The 24,055-nt window shown below is 42.3% G+C and carries 18 protein-coding genes; all 18 read left to right on the forward strand.

The genetic code is table 11. From position 1 onward, the window contains the following. The first annotated feature begins 80 nt into the window (after positions 1-80). The 18 genes from C6W21_RS03590 to C6W21_RS03675 all read left to right on the forward strand — a co-directional run bounded on the left by C6W21_RS03590 (position 81) and on the right by C6W21_RS03675 (position 24,034). Positions 81-1,778: a proline--tRNA ligase gene (locus C6W21_RS03590; protein WP_106055910.1), complete on the forward strand. Its 1,698-nt coding sequence runs from the start codon at positions 81-83 to the stop codon at positions 1,776-1,778. 134 nt (positions 1,779-1,912) lie between these two features. Next, entirely contained in the window at positions 1,913-6,166 is a 4,254-nt protein-coding gene (locus C6W21_RS03595) for a PolC-type DNA polymerase III (protein WP_262982932.1), read from the forward strand. Positions 6,167-6,583: 417 nt separating this feature from the next. Further along, positions 6,584-8,434: a glycoside hydrolase family 9 protein gene (locus tag C6W21_RS03600; RefSeq protein WP_106055912.1), complete on the forward strand. Its 1,851-nt coding sequence runs from the start codon at positions 6,584-6,586 to the stop codon at positions 8,432-8,434. Positions 8,435-8,464: 30 nt separating this feature from the next. Further along, complete coding sequence (locus tag C6W21_RS03605) at positions 8,465-10,570, forward strand: glycoside hydrolase family 48 protein (protein WP_106049336.1); 2,106 nt, start codon at positions 8,465-8,467, stop codon at positions 10,568-10,570. Positions 10,571-10,655: 85 nt separating this feature from the next. Next, positions 10,656-11,885, forward strand: a complete 1,230-nt coding sequence (locus tag C6W21_RS03610; RefSeq protein ID WP_106049337.1) for an endo-1,4-beta-xylanase — start codon at positions 10,656-10,658, stop codon at positions 11,883-11,885. Between the two features lie 18 nt (positions 11,886-11,903). Next, the gene (locus C6W21_RS03615) at positions 11,904-13,034 is read left to right on the forward strand and encodes a glycoside hydrolase 5 family protein (RefSeq protein ID WP_106049338.1); all 1,131 of its coding nucleotides are present in this window, start codon (positions 11,904-11,906) and stop codon (positions 13,032-13,034) included. A 241-nt stretch (positions 13,035-13,275) separates the two neighbouring features. Then, positions 13,276-13,749 (forward strand): ribosome maturation factor RimP, encoded by a 474-nt coding sequence (rimP, locus tag C6W21_RS03620; protein WP_106049339.1) that lies wholly within the window; start codon positions 13,276-13,278, stop codon positions 13,747-13,749. A gap of 32 nt (positions 13,750-13,781) precedes the next feature. Continuing rightward, a complete protein-coding gene (nusA, locus tag C6W21_RS03625) occupies positions 13,782-14,897 on the forward strand; it encodes a transcription termination factor NusA (RefSeq protein WP_106049340.1) in 1,116 nt (371 codons plus the stop codon). Between the two features lie 15 nt (positions 14,898-14,912). Continuing rightward, positions 14,913-15,203 (forward strand): RNase P modulator RnpM, encoded by a 291-nt coding sequence (gene rnpM, locus C6W21_RS03630; protein ID WP_058013969.1) that lies wholly within the window; start codon positions 14,913-14,915, stop codon positions 15,201-15,203. After that, positions 15,190-15,492, forward strand: coding sequence for a YlxQ family RNA-binding protein (locus C6W21_RS03635; protein ID WP_034662287.1), 303 nt, complete (start codon positions 15,190-15,192; stop codon positions 15,490-15,492). Before rnpM ends, C6W21_RS03635 begins: the two co-directional genes overlap by 14 nt. Positions 15,493-15,511: 19 nt before the next feature. After that, the gene (gene infB / locus C6W21_RS03640; RefSeq protein WP_106049341.1) at positions 15,512-17,632 is read left to right on the forward strand and encodes a translation initiation factor IF-2; all 2,121 of its coding nucleotides are present in this window, start codon (positions 15,512-15,514) and stop codon (positions 17,630-17,632) included. Further along, the gene (locus tag C6W21_RS03645; protein WP_012009994.1) at positions 17,629-17,907 is read left to right on the forward strand and encodes a DUF503 domain-containing protein; all 279 of its coding nucleotides are present in this window, start codon (positions 17,629-17,631) and stop codon (positions 17,905-17,907) included. The genes infB and C6W21_RS03645 overlap by 4 nt, the downstream gene beginning before the upstream one ends. Before the next feature lie 17 nt (positions 17,908-17,924). After that, on the forward strand, positions 17,925-18,275 hold the full coding sequence (rbfA, locus tag C6W21_RS03650) for a 30S ribosome-binding factor RbfA (RefSeq protein ID WP_106049342.1): 351 nt from the start codon (positions 17,925-17,927) through the stop codon (positions 18,273-18,275). Positions 18,276-18,343: 68 nt separating this feature from the next. Next, positions 18,344-19,273, forward strand: coding sequence for a tRNA pseudouridine(55) synthase TruB (gene truB / locus C6W21_RS03655; protein WP_106049343.1), 930 nt, complete (start codon positions 18,344-18,346; stop codon positions 19,271-19,273). Positions 19,274-19,291: 18 nt separating this feature from the next. Beyond that, the gene (ribF, locus tag C6W21_RS03660; RefSeq protein ID WP_106049344.1) at positions 19,292-20,257 is read left to right on the forward strand and encodes a bifunctional riboflavin kinase/FAD synthetase; all 966 of its coding nucleotides are present in this window, start codon (positions 19,292-19,294) and stop codon (positions 20,255-20,257) included. A gap of 140 nt (positions 20,258-20,397) precedes the next feature. Next, positions 20,398-20,667, forward strand: coding sequence for a 30S ribosomal protein S15 (rpsO, locus tag C6W21_RS03665; RefSeq protein ID WP_008354438.1), 270 nt, complete (start codon positions 20,398-20,400; stop codon positions 20,665-20,667). A gap of 181 nt (positions 20,668-20,848) precedes the next feature. Then, a complete protein-coding gene (pnp, locus tag C6W21_RS03670) occupies positions 20,849-22,966 on the forward strand; it encodes a polyribonucleotide nucleotidyltransferase (protein ID WP_106055913.1) in 2,118 nt (705 codons plus the stop codon). 174 nt (positions 22,967-23,140) lie between these two features. Then, a complete protein-coding gene (locus tag C6W21_RS03675) occupies positions 23,141-24,034 on the forward strand; it encodes a polysaccharide deacetylase family protein (RefSeq protein WP_223260977.1) in 894 nt (297 codons plus the stop codon). The last annotated feature ends 21 nt before the right edge of the window (positions 24,035-24,055 follow it).

The raw sequence follows: 24,055 nt of genomic DNA on the forward strand, positions 1-24,055 counted from the left end.
AAACCAATGTCTCTTGTTTCTCATTACGGGAAACAAGAGTTTTTGTGAGAAGTCCTATTTCATAAATGAGGTGTAACGACATGAGACAATCCCTGACTTTTATTCCAACTCTTCGAGAGGTGCCGGCAGATGCTGAGGCAAAAAGTCATCAACTCTTAGTAAGAGCTGGGTTCATTAGACAAAATACAAGCGGAATCTATCATTATCTGCCGCTTGCTCATAAAGTCATCCAGCATATTCAATCCATCGTTCGCAAAGAGATGGAAAAGGCGGGAGCAGCTGAGCTGTTAATGCCAGTGCTGCAGCAGGCAGAAATGTGGCAAGAGTCAGGAAGATGGTATACATACGGTCCAGAATTGATGCGTATGAAAGATCGTCATGGCCGCGAGTTCGCACTTGGCCCAACGCACGAAGAAGTGATCACATCACTCGTACGGAGCGAAGTAAAATCGTATAAGAAGCTTCCTTTAACTCTTTATCAAATTCAATCAAAATTCCGCGATGAACAGAGACCGCGTTTTGGGCTGCTGCGCGGACGTGAATTTATTATGAAGGATGCGTACTCATTCCATTCTTCACCAGAAAGCCTTGATGACACATACAACAAGATGTTTACAGCTTACTCCAATGTATTCTCAAAAGTAGGTCTTAATTTTAGACCAGTCATTGCAGATTCTGGTGCAATGGGAGGAAAAGATACACATGAGTTTATGGCACTGTCAGAAGTAGGAGAAGATACAATCGCATACTCTGACACATCTTCCTATGCTGCGAACATTGAAATGGCTGAAGCTGTATTTCACGGAGAAGAAGCAAAACCTGCGGACTTCAAAGAACTTGAAAAAGTCCGCACACCGCAAGTAAAAACGATTCAAGACATCGCTGGATTTTTAGAAGTTGATCCTTCTCTTTGTATCAAGTCTGTTTTGTTTAAAGCAGATGACGCGTATGTTCTAATCCTTACTAGAGGCGACCATGAAGTAAATGATGTGAAAGTGAAAAACTTGGTAGGAGCACAGCTTGTAGAGCTTGCTACTCGCGAAGAAGTACTAGAAGTCATTGGAACAGAGCCTGGATTTGTTGGCCCAGTGAAGCTGGAAGCAGAAGTTGATATTTATGCAGACCTTGCGGTTAAAGGCATGACAAATGCTGTCGCAGGTGCAAACGAAGCGGATTATCACTATGTCAATGTCAATCCTGCGCGTGATGTGTCAGTGAAAGAATTCACAGATCTTCGTTTGATTCAAGAAGGAGATGTTTCTCCAGATGGAGAAGGCACAATCCAGTTTGCCAAAGGGATTGAAGTAGGACAAGTCTTTAAACTAGGCACTCGTTATTCTGAGTCAATGGATGCAACGTACCTCGATGAGAATGGTCGAGCGCAGCCAATGATTATGGGTTGCTATGGTATCGGTATCTCTAGAACTCTTTCAGCGATTGTTGAACAGCATCACGATGAGAAAGGAATCATTTGGCCGGAAGCTGTTGCGCCATATGACCTTCATCTCCTTGCATTAAATATGAAAAATGATTCTCAAAAAGAGCTGGCTGAAACATTATACGAGCGCTTAGAAGATGAGGGCTTTGACGTACTTTTCGATGACCGCCAGGAGCGTGCCGGAGTGAAATTTGCAGACAGTGATTTAATTGGGCTGCCAATCCGCATTAGCTGCGGAAAACGTTCAGAAGAAGGCATTGTTGAAGTGAAGTTTAGAAAATCAGGTGAATCACATGAAGTATCTGTTGATGAGCTGATTTCATTTATACGCCAAATATAAAAACGAACAAAAAAATGAAGGTACCTCCTGTAGAAAAGAGGTACCTTTCTGATTGACAAAAGGAGGGTCCTGTCTTGGATGAACAATTACCGATCACACGGCGGCAATTTCATATATTACTCAATCAGATTCAAATGACAGATGATGACCTTAGTCGTTACTTTGAAGAAGGAGAAATCGTCAAATTGACGGTGCATAAGGCGACGAAAACGTGGCATTTCCTTTTTAAATTTAAGGAGCTCTTGCCTTACAAGGTATACACCATGTTTCTCAGCAGGCTGACAAATGCATTTTCTCATATTGCACAAATCACTTGTACGATTGAAGTCAATGATCCGAACATCTCTGAAGAGCTCGTTCAATCGTATTGGTCATATTGTGTGGAAGAGCTTCAAGGAATTTCTCCTCCAATCATCAGCTTGCTTCAGCAGCAAAAGCCATTGCTGTCTGGACATAAAATCATTATCAAAACGAAAAGCGAAACAGAGGCTTTGGCCATCAAGAAGAAGTACAGTCCAATGCTCCAGGCTGCTTTTAAACAAGTAGGCTTTCCAGAACTGCAATTTGATACAGAAATTTTTGTATCAGATCAAGAGATTCAGAAGTTCAGAGAACAAAAGCTTGCTGAAGATCAAGAAAGAGCGATGCAAGCCCTCACTGAGATGGAGAAGAAGGAAAGTGAGGAGCAGGAGGAAGGTCCGTCTGGTCCTCTGATGATTGGCTATCAAATTAAAGACAATGAAGAAATTCGTACGCTTGATAGTATTATGGACGAGGAAAGAAGAATCACCGTTCAAGGCTACGTATTCGATGCAGAAACGCGTGAGCTGAAAAGCGGAAGAACGCTTTGTATCTTTAAAATTACAGATTATACAAATAGTATTTTAATCAAAATGTTTGCAAGAGAAAAAGAAGATGCCCAGCTGATGAAATCATTGAAAAAAGGCATGTGGGTCAAAGCAAGAGGAAGCATTCAAAACGATACGTTTGTCAGAGATCTTGTCATGATTGCCAATGACGTCAATGAAATGAAACCTCAGCTGAAAGAAGATACGGCACCTGAGGGTGAAAAGCGTGTCGAACTTCATTTGCATTCACCAATGAGCCAAATGGATGCTGTTACTGGGATCGGCAGACTGGTGGAACAAGCAAAAAAATGGGGACATGAAGCGATTGCCCTGACGGATCATGCGGTTGTACAATCCTTCCCAGATGCGTATGCAGCAAGTAAAAAGCATGACATCAAAATGATGTATGGTGTGGAAATCAACTTGGTCGACGACGGAGTACCCATTGCCTATAATCCAGAGCACCGTTTGTTAGAGGATGCAACGTATGTCGTATTTGACGTAGAGACAACCGGACTTTCCGCCGTTTATGACACGATCATTGAACTGGCAGCAGTGAAAATCAAAGGCGGGGAAATCATTGACCGCTTTGAGGCATTTGCAAATCCTCATCACCCATTATCAGCGACAACGATCGAATTAACGGGTATCACGGATGATATGGTCAGAGATGCTCCAGATGTCGTCGATGTCGTGCGAGATTTCAAAGAATGGATTGGACAAGATATCCTTGTCGCGCACAATGCAAGCTTTGATATGGGCTTTTTAAATGCAGCGTACAAACGCCTCTTAAAAACAGATAAAGCGTCAAACCCTGTGATTGATACACTTGAACTTGGCCGATTCCTTTACCCTGAATTTAAAAATCACCGGCTGAACACACTTTGTAAAAAGTTCGATATTGAACTGACGCAGCATCACCGGGCCATTTACGATGCAGAGGCAACAGGCTACCTCATGCTGAAAATGCTAAAAGATGCGGCTGAAAAAGAGATTGCCTATCACGATCAATTGAATGAAAACATGGGTCAGTCTAATGCCTACCAGCGCTCACGTCCTTACCATGCCATTCTGATCGCACAAAATGAGACTGGTCTGAAGAATTTATTCAAGCTTGTTTCTCTTTCTCATATTCATTATTTCTACCGGGTGCCGCGCATCCCGCGCTCACAGCTTGAGAAATATCGAGAAGGTTTAATTATCGGGTCTGCCTGTGATAAGGGTGAGGTCTTTGAAGGAATGATGCAAAAATCACCTGATGAGGTGGAAGACATTGCAGCATTTTACGACTATTTAGAAGTTCATCCGCCTGAAGTGTATCAGCATCTGCTGCAGCTGGAGCTTGTTCGCGATGAACGTGCGTTAAAAGAAATCATCACAAACATTGTGAAGCTTGGCGAAAAGCTCAATAAACCAGTCGTCGCAACTGGAAATGTGCATTACCTGCATCCAGAAGACAAAACTTATCGTAAAATCTTAATTTCATCACAGGGTGGAGCGAATCCGCTTAACCGTCATGAGCTGCCAAAAGTTCATTTTAGAACGACAGATGAAATGCTTGAAGCATTCTCCTTCCTAGGAGACGAAAAAGCGAAAGAGATCGTCGTGACGAATACGAAAAAAGTCTCTGAGATGGTCGAAAGCATTAAACCAATCAAAGATGACCTATACACACCAAAAATTGAAGGTGCAGATGAAGAAATACGGGAAATGAGCTATCAAATGGCGCGCAGCATCTACGGAGATGATTTGCCGAAAATCGTAGAAGACCGTATTGAGAAAGAATTAAAAAGTATTATCGGCCATGGATTCGCCGTTATTTACTTAATTTCTCATAAGCTTGTAAAGAAATCACTTGATGATGGATATCTTGTTGGTTCAAGGGGATCTGTCGGCTCATCTCTTGTTGCAACATTAACAGAGATTACCGAAGTGAACCCGCTTGCCCCGCATTATGTATGTCCAAGCTGTAAGCATTCAGAGTTCTTTAATGACGGATCTGTTGGTTCAGGCTTTGACCTCCCTGACAAAGACTGCCCAGAATGTGGTACGCCGTACAAAAAAGACGGACATGATATTCCGTTTGAAACGTTCTTAGGTTTTAAAGGAGACAAAGTCCCTGATATCGATTTGAACTTCTCAGGTGAATATCAGCCGATTGCGCATAACTATACGAAAGAGCTGTTCGGTGAAGAGTATGTATACCGAGCAGGTACGATTGGTACAGTTGCAGAAAAAACAGCATATGGTTACGTGAAAGGCTACGCAGGAGATCATAATCTTCATATGAGGGGCGCAGAAATCGATCGGCTTGTACAAGGCTGTACAGGGGTAAAACGGACAACGGGCCAGCATCCAGGCGGTATTATCGTAGTGCCGGAGTATATGGACATTTACGATTTCTCACCTATTCAATATCCAGCAGATGCGACAGGTTCTGATTGGAAAACGACGCATTTTGATTTCCATTCCATCCATGACAACTTGCTCAAGCTGGATATACTGGGGCACGATGATCCAACGGTTATTCGGATGCTTCAGGATTTAAGCGGAATTGATCCAAAAACGATTCCAACAGACGATCCTGAAGTGATGAAAATTTTCCAAGGAACAGAGCCTCTTGGTGTAACAGAGGAGCAAATTGGCTGTAAAACAGGTACACTCGGTATTCCGGAGTTTGGGACAAGGTTTGTTCGGCAAATGCTTGAGGATACAAAACCAACGACCTTCTCAGAGCTCGTTCAGATCTCTGGACTATCACACGGGACGGATGTATGGCTCGGCAACGCGCAAGAGCTCATTCACAATAAAACGTGTGAACTCAGTGAAGTGATCGGGTGCCGTGACGATATTATGGTCTATCTCATCTATCAAGGCTTAGAGCCGTCACTTGCCTTTAAAATCATGGAATCTGTTCGTAAAGGAAAGGGACTTCCTCCTGAATGGGAGGAAGAAATGAAGAATAATAATGTACCGAACTGGTATATTGATTCTTGTAAAAAGATCAAATACATGTTCCCTAAGGCCCACGCAGCTGCTTACGTATTAATGGCTGTACGGATTGCCTACTTCAAGGTGCATCATGCACTTTTATACTATGCGGCTTACTTTACCGTTCGTGCAGATGACTTTGATATCGAAACAATGACAAAAGGATCGAATGCGATTCGGGCGGTCATGGACGATATTAACTCAAAAGGTCTAGATGCATCACCGAAAGAAAAGAACCTATTAACTGTACTAGAGCTTGCACTTGAAATGTGTGAAAGAGGCTACCATTTCAAAAAAGTGGACCTCTACCGATCAAGTGCAACAGAGTTTATCATTGATGAAGATGGATTAATTCCGCCATTCAACTCGATCCCTGGACTCGGAACAAACGTTGCGTTAAATATTGTTCGCGCACGACAAGACGGGGAATTCCTTTCAAAAGAAGATTTACAAAAACGCGGAAAAGTGTCGAAAACGATCCTAGAATATTTAGATCGTCAAGGCTGCCTAGAAGCACTTCCCGATCAAAACCAGCTTTCTTTGTTTTAATGCGATCAATGAAGAGCGTCCTTAAAGGGGCGTTCTTTTTTATATACAATAATATTATTATGTTAACTAATAAAGATTTTCCACCAAATGGAATCTTTTTCTTATTCATTCATATACCTTGATTTAACGTGATGTTTTAAGAGAAGAGATTGTATGTCATTCTTTCTACCCAAATAGAGCAAAAAAGAGAATTTCGCCGTCTGAAATGTTCTCATGCGACATATGATCATTCTGGGTACAGTCACAAAAAGAATCAAGAGAAAAAACCTTCGATGAGCGTAAAGCTGATTGCTGTTTACTATGCTTATTTTTGAAACATATTTGATTCTTTCAAAACTGTTCAAATCACGTTCTGAATCAAAGGAGGTGGCTTGTCTATTCATGTTTGACTAAGAAGAAGGGGTGAGTCATACGGAAATGGCATCTTATAACTATGTAGAAGTTCTTCAAAAGTCCTTGTTGTTTTATGAAGCGCAGCGGTCTGGAAAGCTTCCCAAAAGCAGTCGTCTCAACTGGCGGGGAGATTCTGGACTAGAGGACGGGAAGGATGTAGGGCATGACTTAACTGGCGGCTGGTATGACGCAGGTGATCATGTGAAATTTGGACTTCCGATGGCCTACTCAGCAGCTGTGCTTGCATGGACAGTATATGAATACCGAGAAGCCTATGAAGAGGCAGAACTGCTTGATGACATCCTCGATCAAATCAGGTGGGCAACGGATTATTTTTTGAAAGCACATACAGGTCCGAACGAGTTTTGGGCGCAGGTAGGTGATGGGAACGCTGATCATGCTTGGTGGGGACCGGCAGAAGTGATGCCGATGAGCCGGCCAGCTTTTAAAATTGATGAAAATTGTCCAGGAACAGAAGTGGCCGCACAAACTGCTGCAGCTTTAGCAGCGGGCTCTATCATTTTTAAAGAGACAGATGCCCCTTATGCAGCAGAGCTTCTGACCCACGCGAAACAGCTTTATGCATTTGCTGACCAATATCGCGGCGAGTATACAGAGTGTGTCACAAACGCTCAGCCGTTTTACAACTCCTGGAGCGGCTATATTGACGAACTCATTTGGGGCGGAATCTGGCTGTACTTGGCGACAAATGAAGAGACCTATTTAAATCAAGCACTAAAAGCAGTAGAAGAATGGCCAAAGGATTGGGATTATACGTTTACCATGTCATGGGACAATACTTTCTTTGCTTCACAAATCTTACTCGCAAGAATCACGAAGGAGAATAGATTTATTGAATCGACAGAGCGTAACCTCGATTACTGGACCACAGGTATTGTTCAAAATGGAAAAGTCGAAAGAATCACTTATACGCCTGGCGGTTTGGCATGGCTAGATCAATGGGGTTCGCTTCGTTATACAGCAAATGCAGCATTTTTAGCCTTTGTCTACGCTGATTGGGTGTCAGATGAAGAAAAAAAGAATCGATATCAAACGTTTGCGATCAAGCAAACTCACTATATGCTAGGTGATAATCCGCTAAATAGAAGCTATGTCGTTGGGTTTGGCCAGAATCCGCCGAAGCACCCACACCATCGAACTGCACATGGCTCATGGTCAAACCAGCTGACAAATCCTTCGTATCACCGGCACACTCTTTATGGAGCACTTGTTGGCGGGCCTAATGCACAGGATCAATATGACGATGACATCTCTGATTATGTATCAAACGAGGTGGCGACGGACTATAATGCCGCCTTTACTGGAAATATAGCCAAAATGGTGCAGCTGTTTGGAAAGGGGCAATCTAAGCTGCCAAATTTCCCGCCTAAAGAACAGGCTGAGGATGAGTTTTTTGTAGAGGCAGCTGTGATGAATAACGATACAACATCAACTCAGGTGAAGGCGGTTCTATACAATCGGTCCGGCTGGCCGGCAAGAAGCAGTCAAACGCTGTCCTTTAGATATTATGTCAATCTGAATGAGGTCTTTGCAAAGGGATTCACTGAAAAAGATATTCAAGTGACAGCTGCCTACAATGAAGGCGCTTCCTTATCTCCGCTGAAGGTATATGACGCATCAGCCCAAGTATATTATGCAGAAATCGATTTTACGGGCGTAGCTATTTTTCCTGGAGGAGAATCAGAGCATAAGAAGGAAATACAATTTCGATTATCCGCGCCAAATGGGTCGAATATATGGGATGCCTCAAATGATTATTCCTTTCAAGGCTTAACATCCAATATGCAAAAAACAGCGAGGATTCCTGTTTTTGATGATGGCGCTTTAGTATTTGGTACACTTCCAGACAAATAAAAATCAAGATGTATTGAAAGGGTGAAGGACTTGTCAAACAAAGAACGGTTTTTAACGCTTTATCATCAAATCAAAAGCGATGCGAATGGATATTTTTCACCAGAAGGAATTCCGTATCATTCAATTGAGACGCTCATTTGCGAAGCGCCTGATTATGGGCATATGACGACTTCAGAAGCGTATAGCTATTGGCTGTGGCTTGAGGTGTTGTACGGTCATTACACAGGGGATTGGAGCAAATTAGAGGCAGCTTGGGACAATATGGAGAAGTACATCATCCCAGTAAATGAAGATGGAAATGATGAGCAACCGCATATGAGCGCTTACAATCCTTCTAGCCCGGCCACATACGCAGCAGAAAAACCATACCCGGATCAATACCCTAGCCAGATAAGCGGTGCTCGTCCTGCTGGTCAAGATCCAATTGATGGTGAATTGAAATCAACCTATGGAACGAATGAAACGTATTTAATGCACTGGCTGCTTGATGTCGATAACTGGTATAAATATGGAAACTTGCTCAACCCATCACATACAGCTGCATATGTGAACACATTCCAGCGTGGTCCACAGGAATCCGTATGGGAGGCCATCCCTCATCCTTCACAAGATGATAAATCTTTTGGAAAGCCGAATGAAGGCTTTATGAGCTTGTTCACAAAAGAAAATCAAGCACCAGCTGCTCAGTGGCGCTATACCAATGCGACGGATGCTGATGCGCGTGCAATACAAGTGATGTATTGGGCGAAGGAACTCGGCTATAATCAGTCAGCCTATCTTGATAAAGCGAAAAAAATGGGGGATTTTCTTCGTTACGGTATGTACGATAAATATTTTCAAACGATTGGAAGCGGCAAACAGGGGAATCCGTACCCTGGAAACGGAAAGGGTGCCTGTCATTACTTAATGGCGTGGTATACCTCTTGGGGCGGAGGACTTGGCGACCATGCCAACTGGTCATGGCGTATTGGAGCTAGCCATTGTCACCAAGGGTATCAAAACCCTGTCGCCGCTTATGCTTTATCCTCAGACAAAGGAGGCTTAAAGCCATCTTCCGCTACTGGTGCAAGCGATTGGGAAAAAACATTAAAAAGACAGCTTGAATTTTATGTATGGCTTCAATCTAAAGAGGGAGCGATTGCAGGAGGTGCAACCAATAGCTGGAATGGAGACTATAGTGCTTATCCGGCGGGAAGAAGTACTTTTTACGATATGGCATATGAGGATGCACCTGTTTATCTTGACCCGCCTTCTAATAACTGGTTCGGGATGCAGGCATGGCCGATGGAGCGCGTAGCAGAGCTTTATTATATTTTTGTGAAAGACGGAGACAAAACATCTGAAAATGTCCAAATGGCTAAATCTTGCATCACAAAATGGGTCGACTATGCATTAGATTACATTTTTATCGGCAGCCGTCCTGTGTCGGATGAAGAGGGTTATTTCTTAGATGATCAAGGACAAAGAATTCTAGGAGGAACAAATGCTGCTGTTGCTACAGCGAGTGCACCTGGCGAGTTTTGGCTTCCTGGAAATATTGCATGGAGCGGACAGCCTGACACTTGGAATGGGTTCCAGTCTGCAACAGGAAATCCAAACTTAACAGCTGTAACAAAAGATCCAACTCAGGATACGGGCGTACTAGGGAGTCTCGTCAAGGCTTTAACATTCTTTGCTGCTGCCACTAAGCTAGAAACAGGGGATTATACAGCGCTTGGCGTAAGAGCGAAAGATGCAGCCGCACAGCTCCTTGAGGTTGCGTGGAATTACAATGATGGCGTGGGCATTGTGACAGAGGAAGAAAGAGAGGACTATGACCGCTTCTTTAAAAAAGAAGTGTATTTCCCAAATGGTTGGAACGGGACATTTGGTCAAGGGAATCAGATTCCTGGAGCCAGCACTATTCCTTCTGATCCGCAGCGAGGAGGTAATGGGGTCTATACGAGTTTTGCTGATCTTCGTCCGAACATTAAACAAGATCCAGCATGGTCTTCACTCGAGAGTAAATATCAGTCTTCATTTAATGAAGCAACAGGCAAATGGGAGAATGGGGCACCGGTTTTCACCTATCACCGCTTCTGGTCTCAAGTGGATATGGCCACTGCTTACGCTGAATATCATCGTCTCATCAACTAGCAGGTCAAATTGAAGCTGCCGGTTTCTTTGAGCCGGCAGTTTGAATAGGAAATATAAAATCCAGTGAAGATAAGGGTGTTTTTACATGGTCAAAGAAAGAAGCTTTCTTCATCAATCATTAAACAAGGGCGAAAATGGGCAGATAAATCTCATGTGGAAAAAAGAGGCGAATGATCGAATTTCAGAGCATAGACAAAGAGATCTTGAAATAAACGTCACAAATCACGAAAAAAAGCCAATAGCAGGTATAGAGGTTGAGATTAAGCAAATCAGGCATGAATTCGCATTTGGTTCAGCGATGAATGACCAAGTGTTATTTAATCAACAATATGCCGATTTTTTCGTGAAGTATTTTAATTGGGCTGTTTTTGAAAATGAGGCAAAATGGTATGCGAATGAGCCGGAAAGAGGGAAAATCACCTACGAAAAAGCAGATGCGATGCTGAATTTTGCAGATAAACATCAACTTCCAGTGAGAGGGCACGCTTTATTTTGGGAGGTAGAGGATGCGAATCCAAGCTGGCTGAGGTCACTACCGAATCACGAAGTGTATGAATCGATGAAAAACCGGCTTGAGCATGCGGGTAATCATTTTAAAGGGAGATTCCGTCATTGGGATGTAAACAATGAAATGATGCATGGTTCATTTTTTAAAGACCGCTTCGGGAAAAATATTTGGAAGTGGATGTATGAAGAAACGAAAAAAATTGACCCTCAAGCACTATTGTTTGTGAATGATTATAACGTGATCTCATATGGTGAGCACCACGCTTATAAAGCGCATATCAATGAACTGCGTCAGTTAGGCGCACCTATTGAGGCGATTGGTGTTCAAGGACATTTTGAAGAACGGGTCGATCCAGTCGTTGTAAAAGAGAGGCTCGATGTGCTTGCTGAGCTTGGTCTTCCTATATGGGTCACAGAGTACGATTCTGTTCACCCTGACGCTAATAGAAGAGCGGATAACCTAGAAGCTTTATATCGCGTCGCATTTAGTCATCCAGCCGTAAAAGGAGTGCTAATGTGGGGATTTTGGGCAGGTGCCCATTGGAGAGGTGAGCATGCGGCCATCGTGAATTATGATTGGTCTTTAAATGAAGCAGGCCGACGTTACGAAAAGCTTCTAAATGAGTGGACGACACAAAGAGTTGTAAAAACAGATGCTAATGGCAATGTGACATGTCGAGCATTTCACGGGACATATGAGATTCGAATCGGTAAAGAAAGTAAACTGTTAAAACAACAAACAATTGAACTTGATTCAAATGAACAAACACCGCTTCGGCTAGATGTGATCGTACCTGAAGAAGGCTAGATTGTGAGGGGAATTTAAATGAAGAAATGGACTCAAAGAGTGTCTTGCTTCATACTTGTGGCCGCTATATGGGCCGGCTGGTTTTCACTTACGATTAAGGCCGCCTCTTATGTACAGACGTCTGGTACACAATTTACGCTAAACAATCAACCATTTTACTTCGCTGGCACAAATAATTACTATTTCCATTACAAATCTAAAAAGATGGTAGATGCTGTGTTCGATGATATGAAAGCAATGAATTTAAAGGTCATACGTATTTGGGGATTTCACGATGGGGCCCCTCAAGAAAACTCAGTCTTACAATCTAGTCCAGGGGTCTATGAAGAATCGGGTTTTCAAAAACTAGATTATGCGATTTATAAAGCGGGACAGGAAGGAATAAAACTTGTCATCCCACTAGTGAACAATTGGGATGATTTTGGCGGGATGAATCAATACGTAAAGTGGTTCGAGGCAGGATCGCATGATGCCTTTTATACAGATCCTCGTATACAAAAAGCTTACAAAAATTATGTGCGCTATGTATTAGAAAGAACCAATACGTACACAGGTGTTCAATATAAGGACGATCCAGCTATTATGACTTGGGAATTAGCTAATGAGCCGCGTGTGCAGTCAGATCCAACGGGAAATATACTAGTCAAATGGGCAGATGAAATGAGTACGTGGATCAAATCGCTGGATCGTCACCATCTTGTTGCAGTAGGAGATGAAGGGTTCTTTCGCATACCAGGACATGAAGACTGGTTTTATGGAGGCGGAGAAGGCGTCGATTGGGACCGTTTGACGGCTCTCTCTAATATCGATTATGGAACCTATCATCTGTACCCAGATCACTGGAACAAGTCAGCTGCTTGGGGAGTGAAATGGATCGAAGACCATATCACCCGCGGGAAGTCAATCGGAAAACCAGTTGTGTTAGAAGAGTTTGGCGTTCAAAATCAATCAGCGCGTCCTGACGTATATCAAAGCTGGCTGTCAGCGGTTGAGCGGCTCGGAGGGGCTGGCAGTCAATTTTGGATTTTAACAAGCATTCAGGACGATGATTCGCTCTATCCGGATTATGACGGTTTCCGCATCATAAAGGGGAGCAGGGAGGCAGCACTTATCAGTGAACATGCGAAAAGAATGAACGAAAAGAACTGATGGCGAATGCCTGCTGAATAAGGAACTTCATTTGCATAAAAAAATTGGATATGGTATAGTTTTTATGGAAATGCTAACGATTACCGAGACAAGAGTGGGGAAACCCGCTCTTTTGTATTGAACAGGCAATTTTTGTCTCGACATTATTCATCCGTTTTCTGCTCCCCCTGCTCACATAAAGCAGGGTTTTTATGCAGAATGATTGATAAGAGCGTTTATCGAAAGCACAAGGAGGAAGAGAATGAGCAAAAAAGTAGTGGATGTCGTAAGCGAAATGGTGCAGCCAATTTTAGATGGCTTACAGCTTGAACTCGTTGATATTGAATTTGTCAAAGAGGGTCAAAACTGGTTCCTTCGCGTGTTTATTGACTCTGATAAAGGCGTCGATATCGAAGAATGTGCCAAAGTGAGCGAAGCCTTGAGCGAAAAGCTTGATGAGGCAGATCCGATTAGCCAAAACTACTTTCTTGAAGTGTCCTCTCCTGGAGCGGAGCGCCCATTAAAGAAAAAAGCTGATTTTGAAAAAGCACTTGGAAAAAATGTTTTCATGAAAACATATGAACCAATTGATGGTGAAAAAGCATTTGAAGGTGAGCTTACAAGCTTTGATGGTGAGATTGCAACAGTGACAGTGAAGATCAAGACAAGAAAGAAAGAGATCAATATTCCATACGAAAAAATAGCTAACGCAAGATTAGCAGTTTCGTTCAATTAACCTTTTCATTGATATAAGGGGGAACCATAAAAATGAGTAGTGAGTTGTTAGATGCCCTGACTGTTCTTGAGAAAGAGAAGGGTATTAGTAAAGAAATTATTATTGAAGCGATAGAAGCTGCACTCATTTCTGCATATAAGCGTAACTTTAATCAAGCGCAAAATGTTCGTGTTGATTTAAACCGCGAAACGGGAACGATTCGCGTATTTGCAAGAAAAGATGTTGTAGATGAAGTGTATGATTCTCGCCTTGAAATCTCTGTAGATGATGCAGCCAATATTAACCCGAATTACATGGTAGGTGATGTTGTTGAAATTGAAGTCACGCCAAAAGACTTCGGACGCATTGCAGCTCAGACAGCGAAACAAGTGGTGACGCAGCGAGTGAGAGAAGCAGAGCGAGGCGTGATCTACACTGAGTTTATCGATCGCGAGGAAGACATTATGACGGGAATCGTTCAGCGAATTGACAGTAAATTTATTTACGTGTCACTTGGCAAAATCGAAGCCCTTCTTCCGGTCAACGAACAAATGCCAAATGAGGACTACAAACCGCATGACCGCATTAAGGTGTTTATTACAAAAGTTGAAAAAACAACAAAAGGACCACAAATTTATGTGTCTAGAACACATCCAGGTCTTTTAAAGCGTTTATTTGAAATTGAAGTGCCAGAAATTTATGATGGTACTGTAGAGCTTAAATCGGTTGCTAGAGAAGCTGGGGACCGTTCTAAAATCTCTGTTCGTACAGATGATCCTGATGTTGACCCAGTTGGTTCTTGTGTTGGACCAAAAGGTCAGCGTGTACAAGCAATTGTCAACGAGCTAAAAGGCGAAAAAATTGACATTGTCCATTGGTCTAATGACCCGGTTGAATTTGTTGCCAATGCATTAAGTCCATCAAAAGTACTTGATGTCATTGTAAATGAAGAAGATAAGGCGACAACAGTGATTGTCCCTGATTATCAGCTGTCGTTAGCCATTGGTAAAAGAGGTCAAAATGCTCGTCTTGCAGCAAAGCTGACTAGCTGGAAAATTGACATTAAAAGCGAAACAGATGCAAGGGAACTCGGTATTTTCCCAAGAACTGAAGACTCTGAATCTCTTTTCTTAGAGGCTGACCCAGTAGCTGAGGAATCTGACGAATAAGAGGTGATGTAAAAGGTGAATAGCCGAAAAAAAATCCCGCTTAGAAAATGTGTCGTGACGGGAGAAATGAAACCAAAGAAAGAACTGATCCGTGTTGTTCGTTCTAAAGAAGGTGAAGTGTCTGTTGACGCAACCGGAAAAAAGAACGGACGCGGAGCTTACCTTTCTCTCGATAAAGAAACTATTCTTGCGGCAAAGAACAAACGCAGTTTACAGCAGCAATTTCAGACACAGATTGACGAACACATATTTGAAGAATTACTAGAACTAGCTGAAAAGGTGAAAAAACCAAATGACTCAATCTGAATGGTATCCTTTGCTTGGTCTAGCAAATCGAGCTCGTAAAGTCGTGTCAGGAGAAGATCTTGTGATCAAAGAAATTAGACATGCGCGTGCTAAGCTGGTTCTTCTTGCAGCAGATGCCTCATCGAACACAGAGAAAAAGGTATCTGACAAATGCAAATTTTATAATGTTCCGGTTAGAAAAGTTGAAGACCGTTCCGTTCTCGGACGTTCTATTGGGAAAGAAGCTCGCGTAGTTGTCGCTGTCACTGACCAAGGCTTCGCTAAGAAGCTGATAAGCTTGCTCGATTAATTTATTTGGGGGTGAACGAATGGCTAAAGTGAGAGTATATGAATACGCAAAAGCCATAGATGTTTCAAGTAAAGATATTATAGCAGCGCTTAAGGATATGAACGTGGAAGTGAACAACCACATGGCGACGCTTGAAGACGACACTGTGAAAAAGCTAGACGCTAAATATAAAAAAGTCAAAGCAAAAGAGACAGCTAACGAGAAACCCGCAGAACAAAAAAAACAATCATCTAACAAAAACAATGATAGAAAGAAGAATGACGTGCAGAATAATCAATTTAATAAAAACAAAAAAAACAACAACCAAAACAAAAACAAAAATAAACGCGGTGGGAATAACAAACCGCAGCATCAGCAAGCTAGACCTGTGAAGCCTAAGAAAGAGCTTCCTGAAAAAATTGAATTTACAAATTCAATGACAGTCGGCCAGCTGGCTGAAGAGCTTGGAAAAGAAACAGCTGAAATTATCAAAAAGCTGATGATGCTTGGTGTAATGGCAACCATTAACCAAGAACTGGATAAAGATACAGTTGAATTAATCGCTTCTGAATATGGCGTTCCAGTAGAGGAAGTCATTATTTTAGAAGAAACTGAACTTGAAAAGTATGAAATTGAAGATAAAGAAGAAGATATGCAAGTACGCCCTCCAGTTGTGACGATCATGGGACACGTTGACCACGGGAAAACAACGCTTCTTGACAGCATTCGTAAGACGAAAGTCGTCGAAGGCGAAGCTGGTGGAATCACGCAGCATATCGGTGCATACCAAATCGAAGAAAACGGCAAGAAAATCACGTTCCTTGATACACCTGGACACGCAGCATTTACAACGATGCGTGCACGTGGTGCCGAGGTAACGGATACGACAATTCTGGTCGTTGCAGCAGATGATGGCGTGATGCCGCAAACGGTTGAAGCCATTAACCATGCGAAAGCGGCAGAAGTGCCAATCATTGTTGCTGTTAACAAAATTGACAAACCAACAGCGAACCCTGACCGTGTGATGCAGGAATTAACTGAGCATGGTCTAGTACCAGAAGCTTGGGGCGGCGAAACGATCTTCGTTCCTCTATCTGCAAAAACAGGTGAAGGCATTGACGAATTGATTGAAATGATCCTTCTTGTCAGCGAAGTAGGAGAACTGAAAGCCAACCCAAATCGTGCGGCTAAAGGGACTGTCATTGAGGCTGAGCTTGATAAAGGAAGAGGGTCAGTTGCAACCCTTCTTGTTCAAACTGGTACGCTTCAAGTAGGTGACCCAATCGTTGTTGGAAATACATTTGGCCGCGTTCGTGCAATGGTCAATGACATCGGACGCCGCGTGAAAACAGCAGGACCATCTACACCTGTTGAAATCACTGGTTTAAATGATGTACCAAATGCAGGGGATCAGTTCCTCGTATTCAAAGACGAAAAAACAGCTCGTCAAGTGGGTGAAGCGCGTGCTTCGAAACAGCTTGATGAACAGCGTTCAGACAAAGCAAAATTGTCTCTAGATGACCTATTTGAGCAAATCAAACAAGGTGAAGTGAAAGATATCAACTTGATCGTGAAAGCAGACGTACAAGGTTCTGCTGAAGCACTGACGGCCGCTCTTCAAAAAATTGAAGTAGAAGGCGTAAAAGTGAAAATTATCCATACAGGTGTTGGAGCGATTACAGAATCTGATATTATTTTAGCAAGTGCTTCTAATGCGATCGTGATCGGATTTAACGTACGTCCTGATGGAAATGCGAAGAGCACAGCTGAAACAGAAAACGTAGATATCCGCTTACACCGCATTATTTATAAAGTCATCGATGAAATTGAAGCTGCGATGAAAGGGATGCTTGACCCTGAATATGAAGAAAAAGTCATCGGTCAAGTTGAAGTTCGTCAAACGTTCAAAGTATCTAAAATCGGTACAATTGCTGGTGGCTATGTCACTGAAGGAACCATCACAAGAGATAGTGGTATCCGCTTAATCCGTGACGGCGTCGTTATTTTTGAAGGCGAAGTCGACGTATTAAAACGATTCAAAGATGACGTGAAAGAAGTTTCACAAGGCTATGAATGTGGTATTACCATTAAGAAGTACAATGATATCCGTGAAGGTGATGTCATGGAATCATTCGTTATGCAAGAAATCGAAAGAAAATGATCGGTTATACCGAATGTGAGTGCATCATCTATGATGCCTCCTCACTGAAGGAAAAACGTGCGGTTCTTCAACGTATATTGACAAGAACGCGCCATAAATTCAATGTAACCATGGCTGAAATGGATTACCAAGACACATGGCAGCGTACATCAATTGGAATCGCCGTGATTTCCTCATCTCGGGTTCAAGTGGAAAAGGAGCTACAGCGTGTTTTAAGCTTTATTGATTCCTTTCCTGAAATCGAACGAACGATCACGAAAACTGAGTGGTTTTAATTAGAGGTGATAAGATCATGAGTATGAGAGCAACCCGCGTGGGTGAGCAGATGAAAAAAGAATTAGGCGACATCCTAGGCAGAAAGCTAAAAGATCCAAGAGTTGGCTTTTTGACTGTAACCGATGTCGAAGTATCCGGTGATTTGCAAATTGCGAAAGTCTACATTTCTGTTCTCGGTGACGAGAAGAAAAGAGAGGAAACCTTAAAAGGCCTTGCAAAGGCTAAAGGGTATATCCGCTCTGAAATTGGCAATCGAATTAGACTTCGCAAAACACCAGAACTGCACTTTGAATTCGATGAATCCGTGGATTACGGAAACCGAATTGAAAGCCTGATTGCTGAACTAAACACAAAAGATCACGAATAAGACGTTGAAATAAGGATAGGCGATGATCGTCTGTCCTTTTTCATCGTTTATGAAAGGAGAGAACGCAGATGATAAATGGTGTTCTTTTATTACATAAAGAAAGAGGAATGACCTCTCACGACTGTGTGTTCAAAGTGAGAAAGATCTTGCATACAAAAAAAGTCGGACATACAGGCACTCTCGACCCGGAGGTATCAGGTGTTCTGCCCATTTGTATCGGAAGAGCAACGAAGATTGTCGAATACTTAACAGATAAATCAAAAACATATGATGCAGAAATCACGATTGGCTTTTCTACAACAACAGAAGATCAAACAGGTGAGATCGTAGAAGAAAAAAAGGTGCAAAAACCGATTTTAGAAGAAGAAATTGATGCGGTACTGAAGCAGTTTGAAGGAACCATTGAACAAATTCCTCCCATGTTTTCTGCTGTGAAAATTGGCGGAAAAAAACTCTACGAATATGCAAGAGAAGGCATTGAAATTGAGCGGCCGAGCCGCGAGATTACAATTCACCGTATCGAGCGGACGACACCTGTTTTATTTGAGAATGGAAAGGTATCATTTAGATTCACCGTTCTATGCTCAAAAGGAACGTATGTCAGAACCTTAGCGGTTGATATTGGAAAGAAACTGGGATTTCCAGCCCACATGTCACATCTCATTCGCACAGGGTCAGGTGATTTTACACTAGATGAATGTATCACCCTCGATGAGCTCCGAAATATAAGCGAAGAAGGCACAGTGGATGAACACCTTGTCCCGATCGAGCGTGCGCTCAATCATTTGCCGAAATGGGAGATAAATGATACATTAGCAAGTAAAGTGGAAAACGGTGCAGTCCTGCCAATGCCTGATGAATTCGCTCATTTCGCAGAGGAAGATCGTGTCGCTGTCTTTGCTCCTTCAGGTCGCTGTATGGCGATATATATGAAGCACCCGACCAAACAGAATCTGATGAAGCCGGCAAAGATCTTATCTCAGGACAAGCAATCTTAAAGAAAAGGTGACCATCTCGTGAAGACTATACATATTTCACACCCACATACATTGAATCAAAAGGATCAAGACCCGTCTGTTATGGCTTTAGGGTATTTTGACGGTGTTCACCTCGGACATCAAAAAGTGATTGACGCAGCAAAAAGCATTGCAAAAAAAGAAGGATTGGCTTTAACGGTCATGACCTTTCACCCGCATCCATCACATGTTTTGCAAAAAGCACGTGAACCAAAGGACTTAATTACACCGCTTGAGGATAAAATTGATTTCATCGAACAGCTGGGCGCTGACTATTTATACATTGTGCAATTCAGCGAAAGCTTTGCAGCGCTATCTCCTCAAGAGTTTGTGGACCAATATTTGGACGAGCTGAATGTGAAGCACGCAGTAGCCGGCTTTGATTTTACGTTTGGCCGTTTTGGTGCAGGCACAATGGAAACATTCGATGAGTATGGAAAAGGGCGTATCACGGCCACCATCGTTCCTAAGTTGTCCAATCAAGACCGAAAAGTCAGCTCAACACTCATACGCTCTGCATTGAAAAATGGGGATGTTGAATATGTGAGTGAGCTTTTAGGAAAACCTTATCAGCTGCGCGGTATTGTCATTCATGGAGATAAGCGAGGACGGACGATCGGCTTTCCGACTGCGAATGTCGGTTTATCTGCTGAATATATTATTCCGCCAACAGGGGTTTATGCAGTAAGAGCAGAAGTCAAAGGCAAAGTGTATGACGGCGTTTGTAACGTTGGCTATAAACCAACCTTTTATGAAAAGCGCCCTGATCAGCCTGCCATTGAAGTAAACCTCTTTGATTTTAACGAAGAAATATATGGTGAACCGATTAAATTACAGTGGTTCAAGCGCATTCGCAGTGAACAAAAATTTAACGGAATTCAGGAGTTAACGGCTCAAATCAGTCAAGATAAAGAAGAAGCGATTCAGTTTTTTCAAGATCAGCTAAGGCAGACAAAAAATTCATAGAAAAACAGCTCTACCATTTGCAAATTCAGCATATTTTTAGTATGATTATTCCTGTAGCTTTAAAACCACTTACTTGGCAGGCCGACTTCACCGACGGTTGCGAGGTAGATGGGGCTAACATGATTTGGAGGTGAAACAGGATGGCTATTACTCAAGAGCGTAAAACTCAATTAATTAATGAGTTCAAAACACACGAATCTGATACTGGATCTCCAGAAGTTCAGATCGCTGTCCTAACAGAATCAATTAACAACTTGAACGAGCATTTACGTACTCATAAGAAAGATCACCACTCACGTCGCGGTCTTTTGAAAATGGTAGGTAGACGTCGTAATCTTCTTACGTATCTACGTAATAAAGACGTAACTCGTTACCGTGAGTTAATTAACAAACTAGGCTTACGTCGATAATCGTAAAAAGCGGGAGGATTCCCGCTTTTTTATCGTATAATCACTAATATTTTATGGTTAAAATGTTGAAAGAATGGCAAAAACCCTTCTACATACACCTTTCACATTGATATGTGAAAATCATTTTGTTCATAATAAGAATTAACTAAAATTTCAAGATAAGAGAGGAGTTTTTCTCAGAATGGGACAAGAGAAACATGTCTTCACCATAGACTGGGCTGGACGTCAACTGACAGTTGAAACTGGCCAGCTTGCAAAGCAAGCAAACGGAGCGGTCCTCGTACGCTACGGAGATACAGCTGTGCTTAGCTCAGCAACAGCTTCTAAAGAACCAAAACCACTTGATTTCTTCCCGCTCACTGTGAACTACGAAGAAAGATTATACGCAGTAGGTAAAATTCCTGGTGGCTTCATTAAAAGAGAAGGCCGTCCAAGTGAAAAAGCGATCCTGGCGAGCCGCTTAATTGACAGACCAATCCGTCCATTATTTGCAGATGGATTTAGAAACGAAGTACAAGTCATTAGTATCGTCATGAGTGTGGATCAAGATTGTTCATCTGAAATGGCTGCAATGTTTGGCTCATCTTTAGCATTATGTGTGTCTGACATTCCATTTGAGGGACCAATCGCCGGCGTAACAGTAGGACGAGTTGATGGAAAGCTGATCATCAATCCAAATGTAGAGCAGCTTGAACAAAGTGACATCAACCTTGTAGTCGCTGGAACAAAAGATGCGATTAACATGGTCGAAGCTGGTGCTGATGAAGTACCAGAAGAAACAATGCTTGAAGCCATCATGTATGGTCACCAAGAGATCAAACGCTTAATCGAATTCCAAGAGGAAATTGTCAAGGCAGTCGGTAAAGCAAAAATCGATATACCTTTATATGAAGTAGATCAAACGTTAGCAGACGAAGTAAAAGCACTTGCTGAAACAGACCTGCTGAAAGCGATTCAAGTACATGAGAAGCATGCACGTGAGGATGCAATCAGTGCTGTGAAAAAAGCTGTGGTTGAGAAATTTGAAGAAGAAGATCGCGACGAAGCGACGATTAAACAAGCGAAAGATGTATTAAACAAGCTTGTCAAAAATGAAGTTCGCCGTCTGATCACTGAAGAGAAAATACGTCCAGATGGACGCGGTGTAGATCAAATCCGTCCACTTTCTTCAGAAGTAGGACTTCTGCCAAGAACGCACGGTTCAGGTCTATTTACAAGAGGACAAACACAGGCGCTCAGTATTTGTACATTAGGTGCACTTGGCGATGTGCAAATTCTTGACGGTCTAGGCGTTGAAGAATCGAAACGCTTCATGCACCATTACAACTTCCCGCAATTCAGTGTTGGTGAGACAGGTCCAATGCGTGGCCCAGGCCGCCGTGAAATCGGACATGGTGCGCTAGGTGAACGTGCATTAGAACCAGTGATCCCATCTGAAAAAGATTTCCCTTATACGGTTCGCCTTGTGTCTGAGGTGTTGGAATCGAACGGATCTACTTCACAAGCAAGTATTTGCGCAAGCACACTTGCGATGATGGATGCGGGTGTTCCAATTAAAGCGCCAGTTGCAGGGATTGCAATGGGGCTTGTGAAATCTGGTGAATACTACACAGTGCTGACAGACATTCAAGGAATGGAAGATGCACTTGGCGATATGGACTTTAAAGTTGCAGGTACATCAAAAGGTGTAACAGCGCTTCAAATGGATATCAAAATCGATGGTCTATCAAAAGACATCTTGGAGGAAGCTCTCCAACAAGCGAAAAAAGGAAGAATGGAAATCTTAGATAGCATGCTGTCAACGATTCCTGCTTCTAGAGGAGAATTATCTCGTTATGCACCAAAAATCTTAACGATGAAGATCAATCCTGATAAAATTCGCGATGTTATTGGACCAAGCGGTAAACAAATCAATAAAATCATTGAAGATACCGGTGTGAAAATCGATATTGAACAAGATGGTACAATCTTTATCTCTTCTACAGAAGAAGACATGAACCAAAAAGCGAAGAAAATCATTGAAGATCTTGTGAGAGAAGTTGAAGTGGGACAACTTTACTTAGGTAAAGTAAAACGTATTGAAAAATTCGGTGCTTTCCTTGAAATCTTCAGCGGCAAAGATGGACTTGTTCATATTTCTGAGCTCGCGCTTGACCGTGTAGGCAAAGTAGAAGATGTCGTGAAGATTGGCGATGAATTACTTGTCAAAGTCACTGAAATCGATAAACAAGGCCGTGTGAACCTTTCTCGCAAAGCTGTTTTACGTGAAGAAAAGGAAAAAGAAGAAAAACAGTCTTAATGAAATGTGTTAGAAGCCAGGTATCCGTGCCAGGCTTCTTTCTTTTCTTGCGCTAACAATAGTTCTAGCTTGTTTCTCCCCATCATAATTTGTGGTAAAGGGGAGGGACAACCATTGAAAAAAACGTTACCATTCATTGTGTTTGTATTTTTACTGCTCGTGTCATATCAAACGATGAAGCAGCCGGCTGCTGTTACATATATTGAATCAATGAAAGAGCATGCTGAGGTTGCATCTGTTTCAAAAGATATTTTATATCAAGAGATTGAATCGAAGTCTTCTGACTATGAAGTGAAGGCGCAAAATGCTAAGATTGATAAAGTGTGGAAAAAGATGCCTGGTCTAAATGGACAGACAGTCAATATCGATGCCTCTTATGAAAAAATGAAGAAACATGGGTCATTTGATGAAAAGCTGCTTGTTTTCAATGAAACAAAACCTTCTATTCATTTACATGAACTTGGTGCTGAGCCCATTTACAAGGGACATCCAAATAAAAAAATGAATGCATTCCTCATCAACGTGGCTTGGGGTGACGAGCATTTAATCATGATGTTAAAGACACTGGAAAAGCATCAGGTCAAGGCGACCTTTTTCTTAGAGGGCAAATGGGTGAAAAAAAGCACGGATCTTGCTAAAAAAATCGTGGCAGATGGTCATGAAATTGGAAACCATTCATACAATCACCCGGATATGCGCACACTGACAAGAGAACGAGCATTAGAGCAGATTACCAAAACAAATCGTCAAATTGAAGAATCCCTTGGAAAAAAACCGAAGTGGTTCGCCCCTCCAAGCGGCAGCTTTAAAGAAGAAACAGTGAAGCTCGCAGCAGAAGAAGGAATGGAAACCATTATGTGGACGGTAGATACCATTGACTGGCAAAAACCGTCACCAAACATATTACAAAAAAGGGTGCTTGGGAAAATTCACAATGGGGCGATGATATTAATGCATCCAACAGATTCGACGGCGAAAAGTCTTGACGCACTTATCACTCAAATCAAGGAAAGAGGATATGAATTAGGAACGGTTTCTGACCTCCTAAGTGAAAAAAGACATCCGTGATCCGATCTGTTTGTTGAATAG

This window comes from Bacillus sp. NMCN1, assembly GCF_002998085.1.
Lineage (GTDB): Bacteria > Bacillota > Bacilli > Bacillales > Bacillaceae > Bacillus.

Excerpts from the sequence above, each read along its gene's own strand:
- C6W21_RS03595 (WP_262982932.1), top strand. The coding sequence starts at position 1,913 with ATGACAGATGATGACCTTAGTCGTTACTTTGAAGAAGGAGAAATCGTC.
- truB (WP_106049343.1), top strand. The coding sequence starts at position 18,344 with ATGATAAATGGTGTTCTTTTATTACATAAAGAAAGAGGAATGACCTCT.
- pnp (WP_106055913.1), top strand. The coding sequence starts at position 20,849 with ATGGGACAAGAGAAACATGTCTTCACCATAGACTGGGCTGGACGTCAA.
- rbfA (WP_106049342.1), top strand. The coding sequence starts at position 17,925 with ATGAGTATGAGAGCAACCCGCGTGGGTGAGCAGATGAAAAAAGAATTA.
- rpsO (WP_008354438.1), top strand. The coding sequence starts at position 20,398 with ATGGCTATTACTCAAGAGCGTAAAACTCAATTAATTAATGAGTTCAAA.
- C6W21_RS03635 (WP_034662287.1), top strand. The coding sequence starts at position 15,190 with ATGACTCAATCTGAATGGTATCCTTTGCTTGGTCTAGCAAATCGAGCT.
- C6W21_RS03600 (WP_106055912.1), top strand. The coding sequence starts at position 6,584 with ATGGCATCTTATAACTATGTAGAAGTTCTTCAAAAGTCCTTGTTGTTT.
- infB (WP_106049341.1), top strand. The coding sequence starts at position 15,512 with ATGGCTAAAGTGAGAGTATATGAATACGCAAAAGCCATAGATGTTTCA.
- C6W21_RS03610 (WP_106049337.1), top strand. The coding sequence starts at position 10,656 with ATGGTCAAAGAAAGAAGCTTTCTTCATCAATCATTAAACAAGGGCGAA.
- C6W21_RS03675 (WP_223260977.1), top strand. The coding sequence starts at position 23,141 with ATGAAGCAGCCGGCTGCTGTTACATATATTGAATCAATGAAAGAGCAT.
- rimP (WP_106049339.1), top strand. The coding sequence starts at position 13,276 with ATGAGCAAAAAAGTAGTGGATGTCGTAAGCGAAATGGTGCAGCCAATT.
- nusA (WP_106049340.1), top strand. The coding sequence starts at position 13,782 with ATGAGTAGTGAGTTGTTAGATGCCCTGACTGTTCTTGAGAAAGAGAAG.
- C6W21_RS03590 (WP_106055910.1), top strand. The coding sequence starts at position 81 with ATGAGACAATCCCTGACTTTTATTCCAACTCTTCGAGAGGTGCCGGCA.
- C6W21_RS03645 (WP_012009994.1), top strand. The coding sequence starts at position 17,629 with ATGATCGGTTATACCGAATGTGAGTGCATCATCTATGATGCCTCCTCA.
- C6W21_RS03615 (WP_106049338.1), top strand. The coding sequence starts at position 11,904 with ATGAAGAAATGGACTCAAAGAGTGTCTTGCTTCATACTTGTGGCCGCT.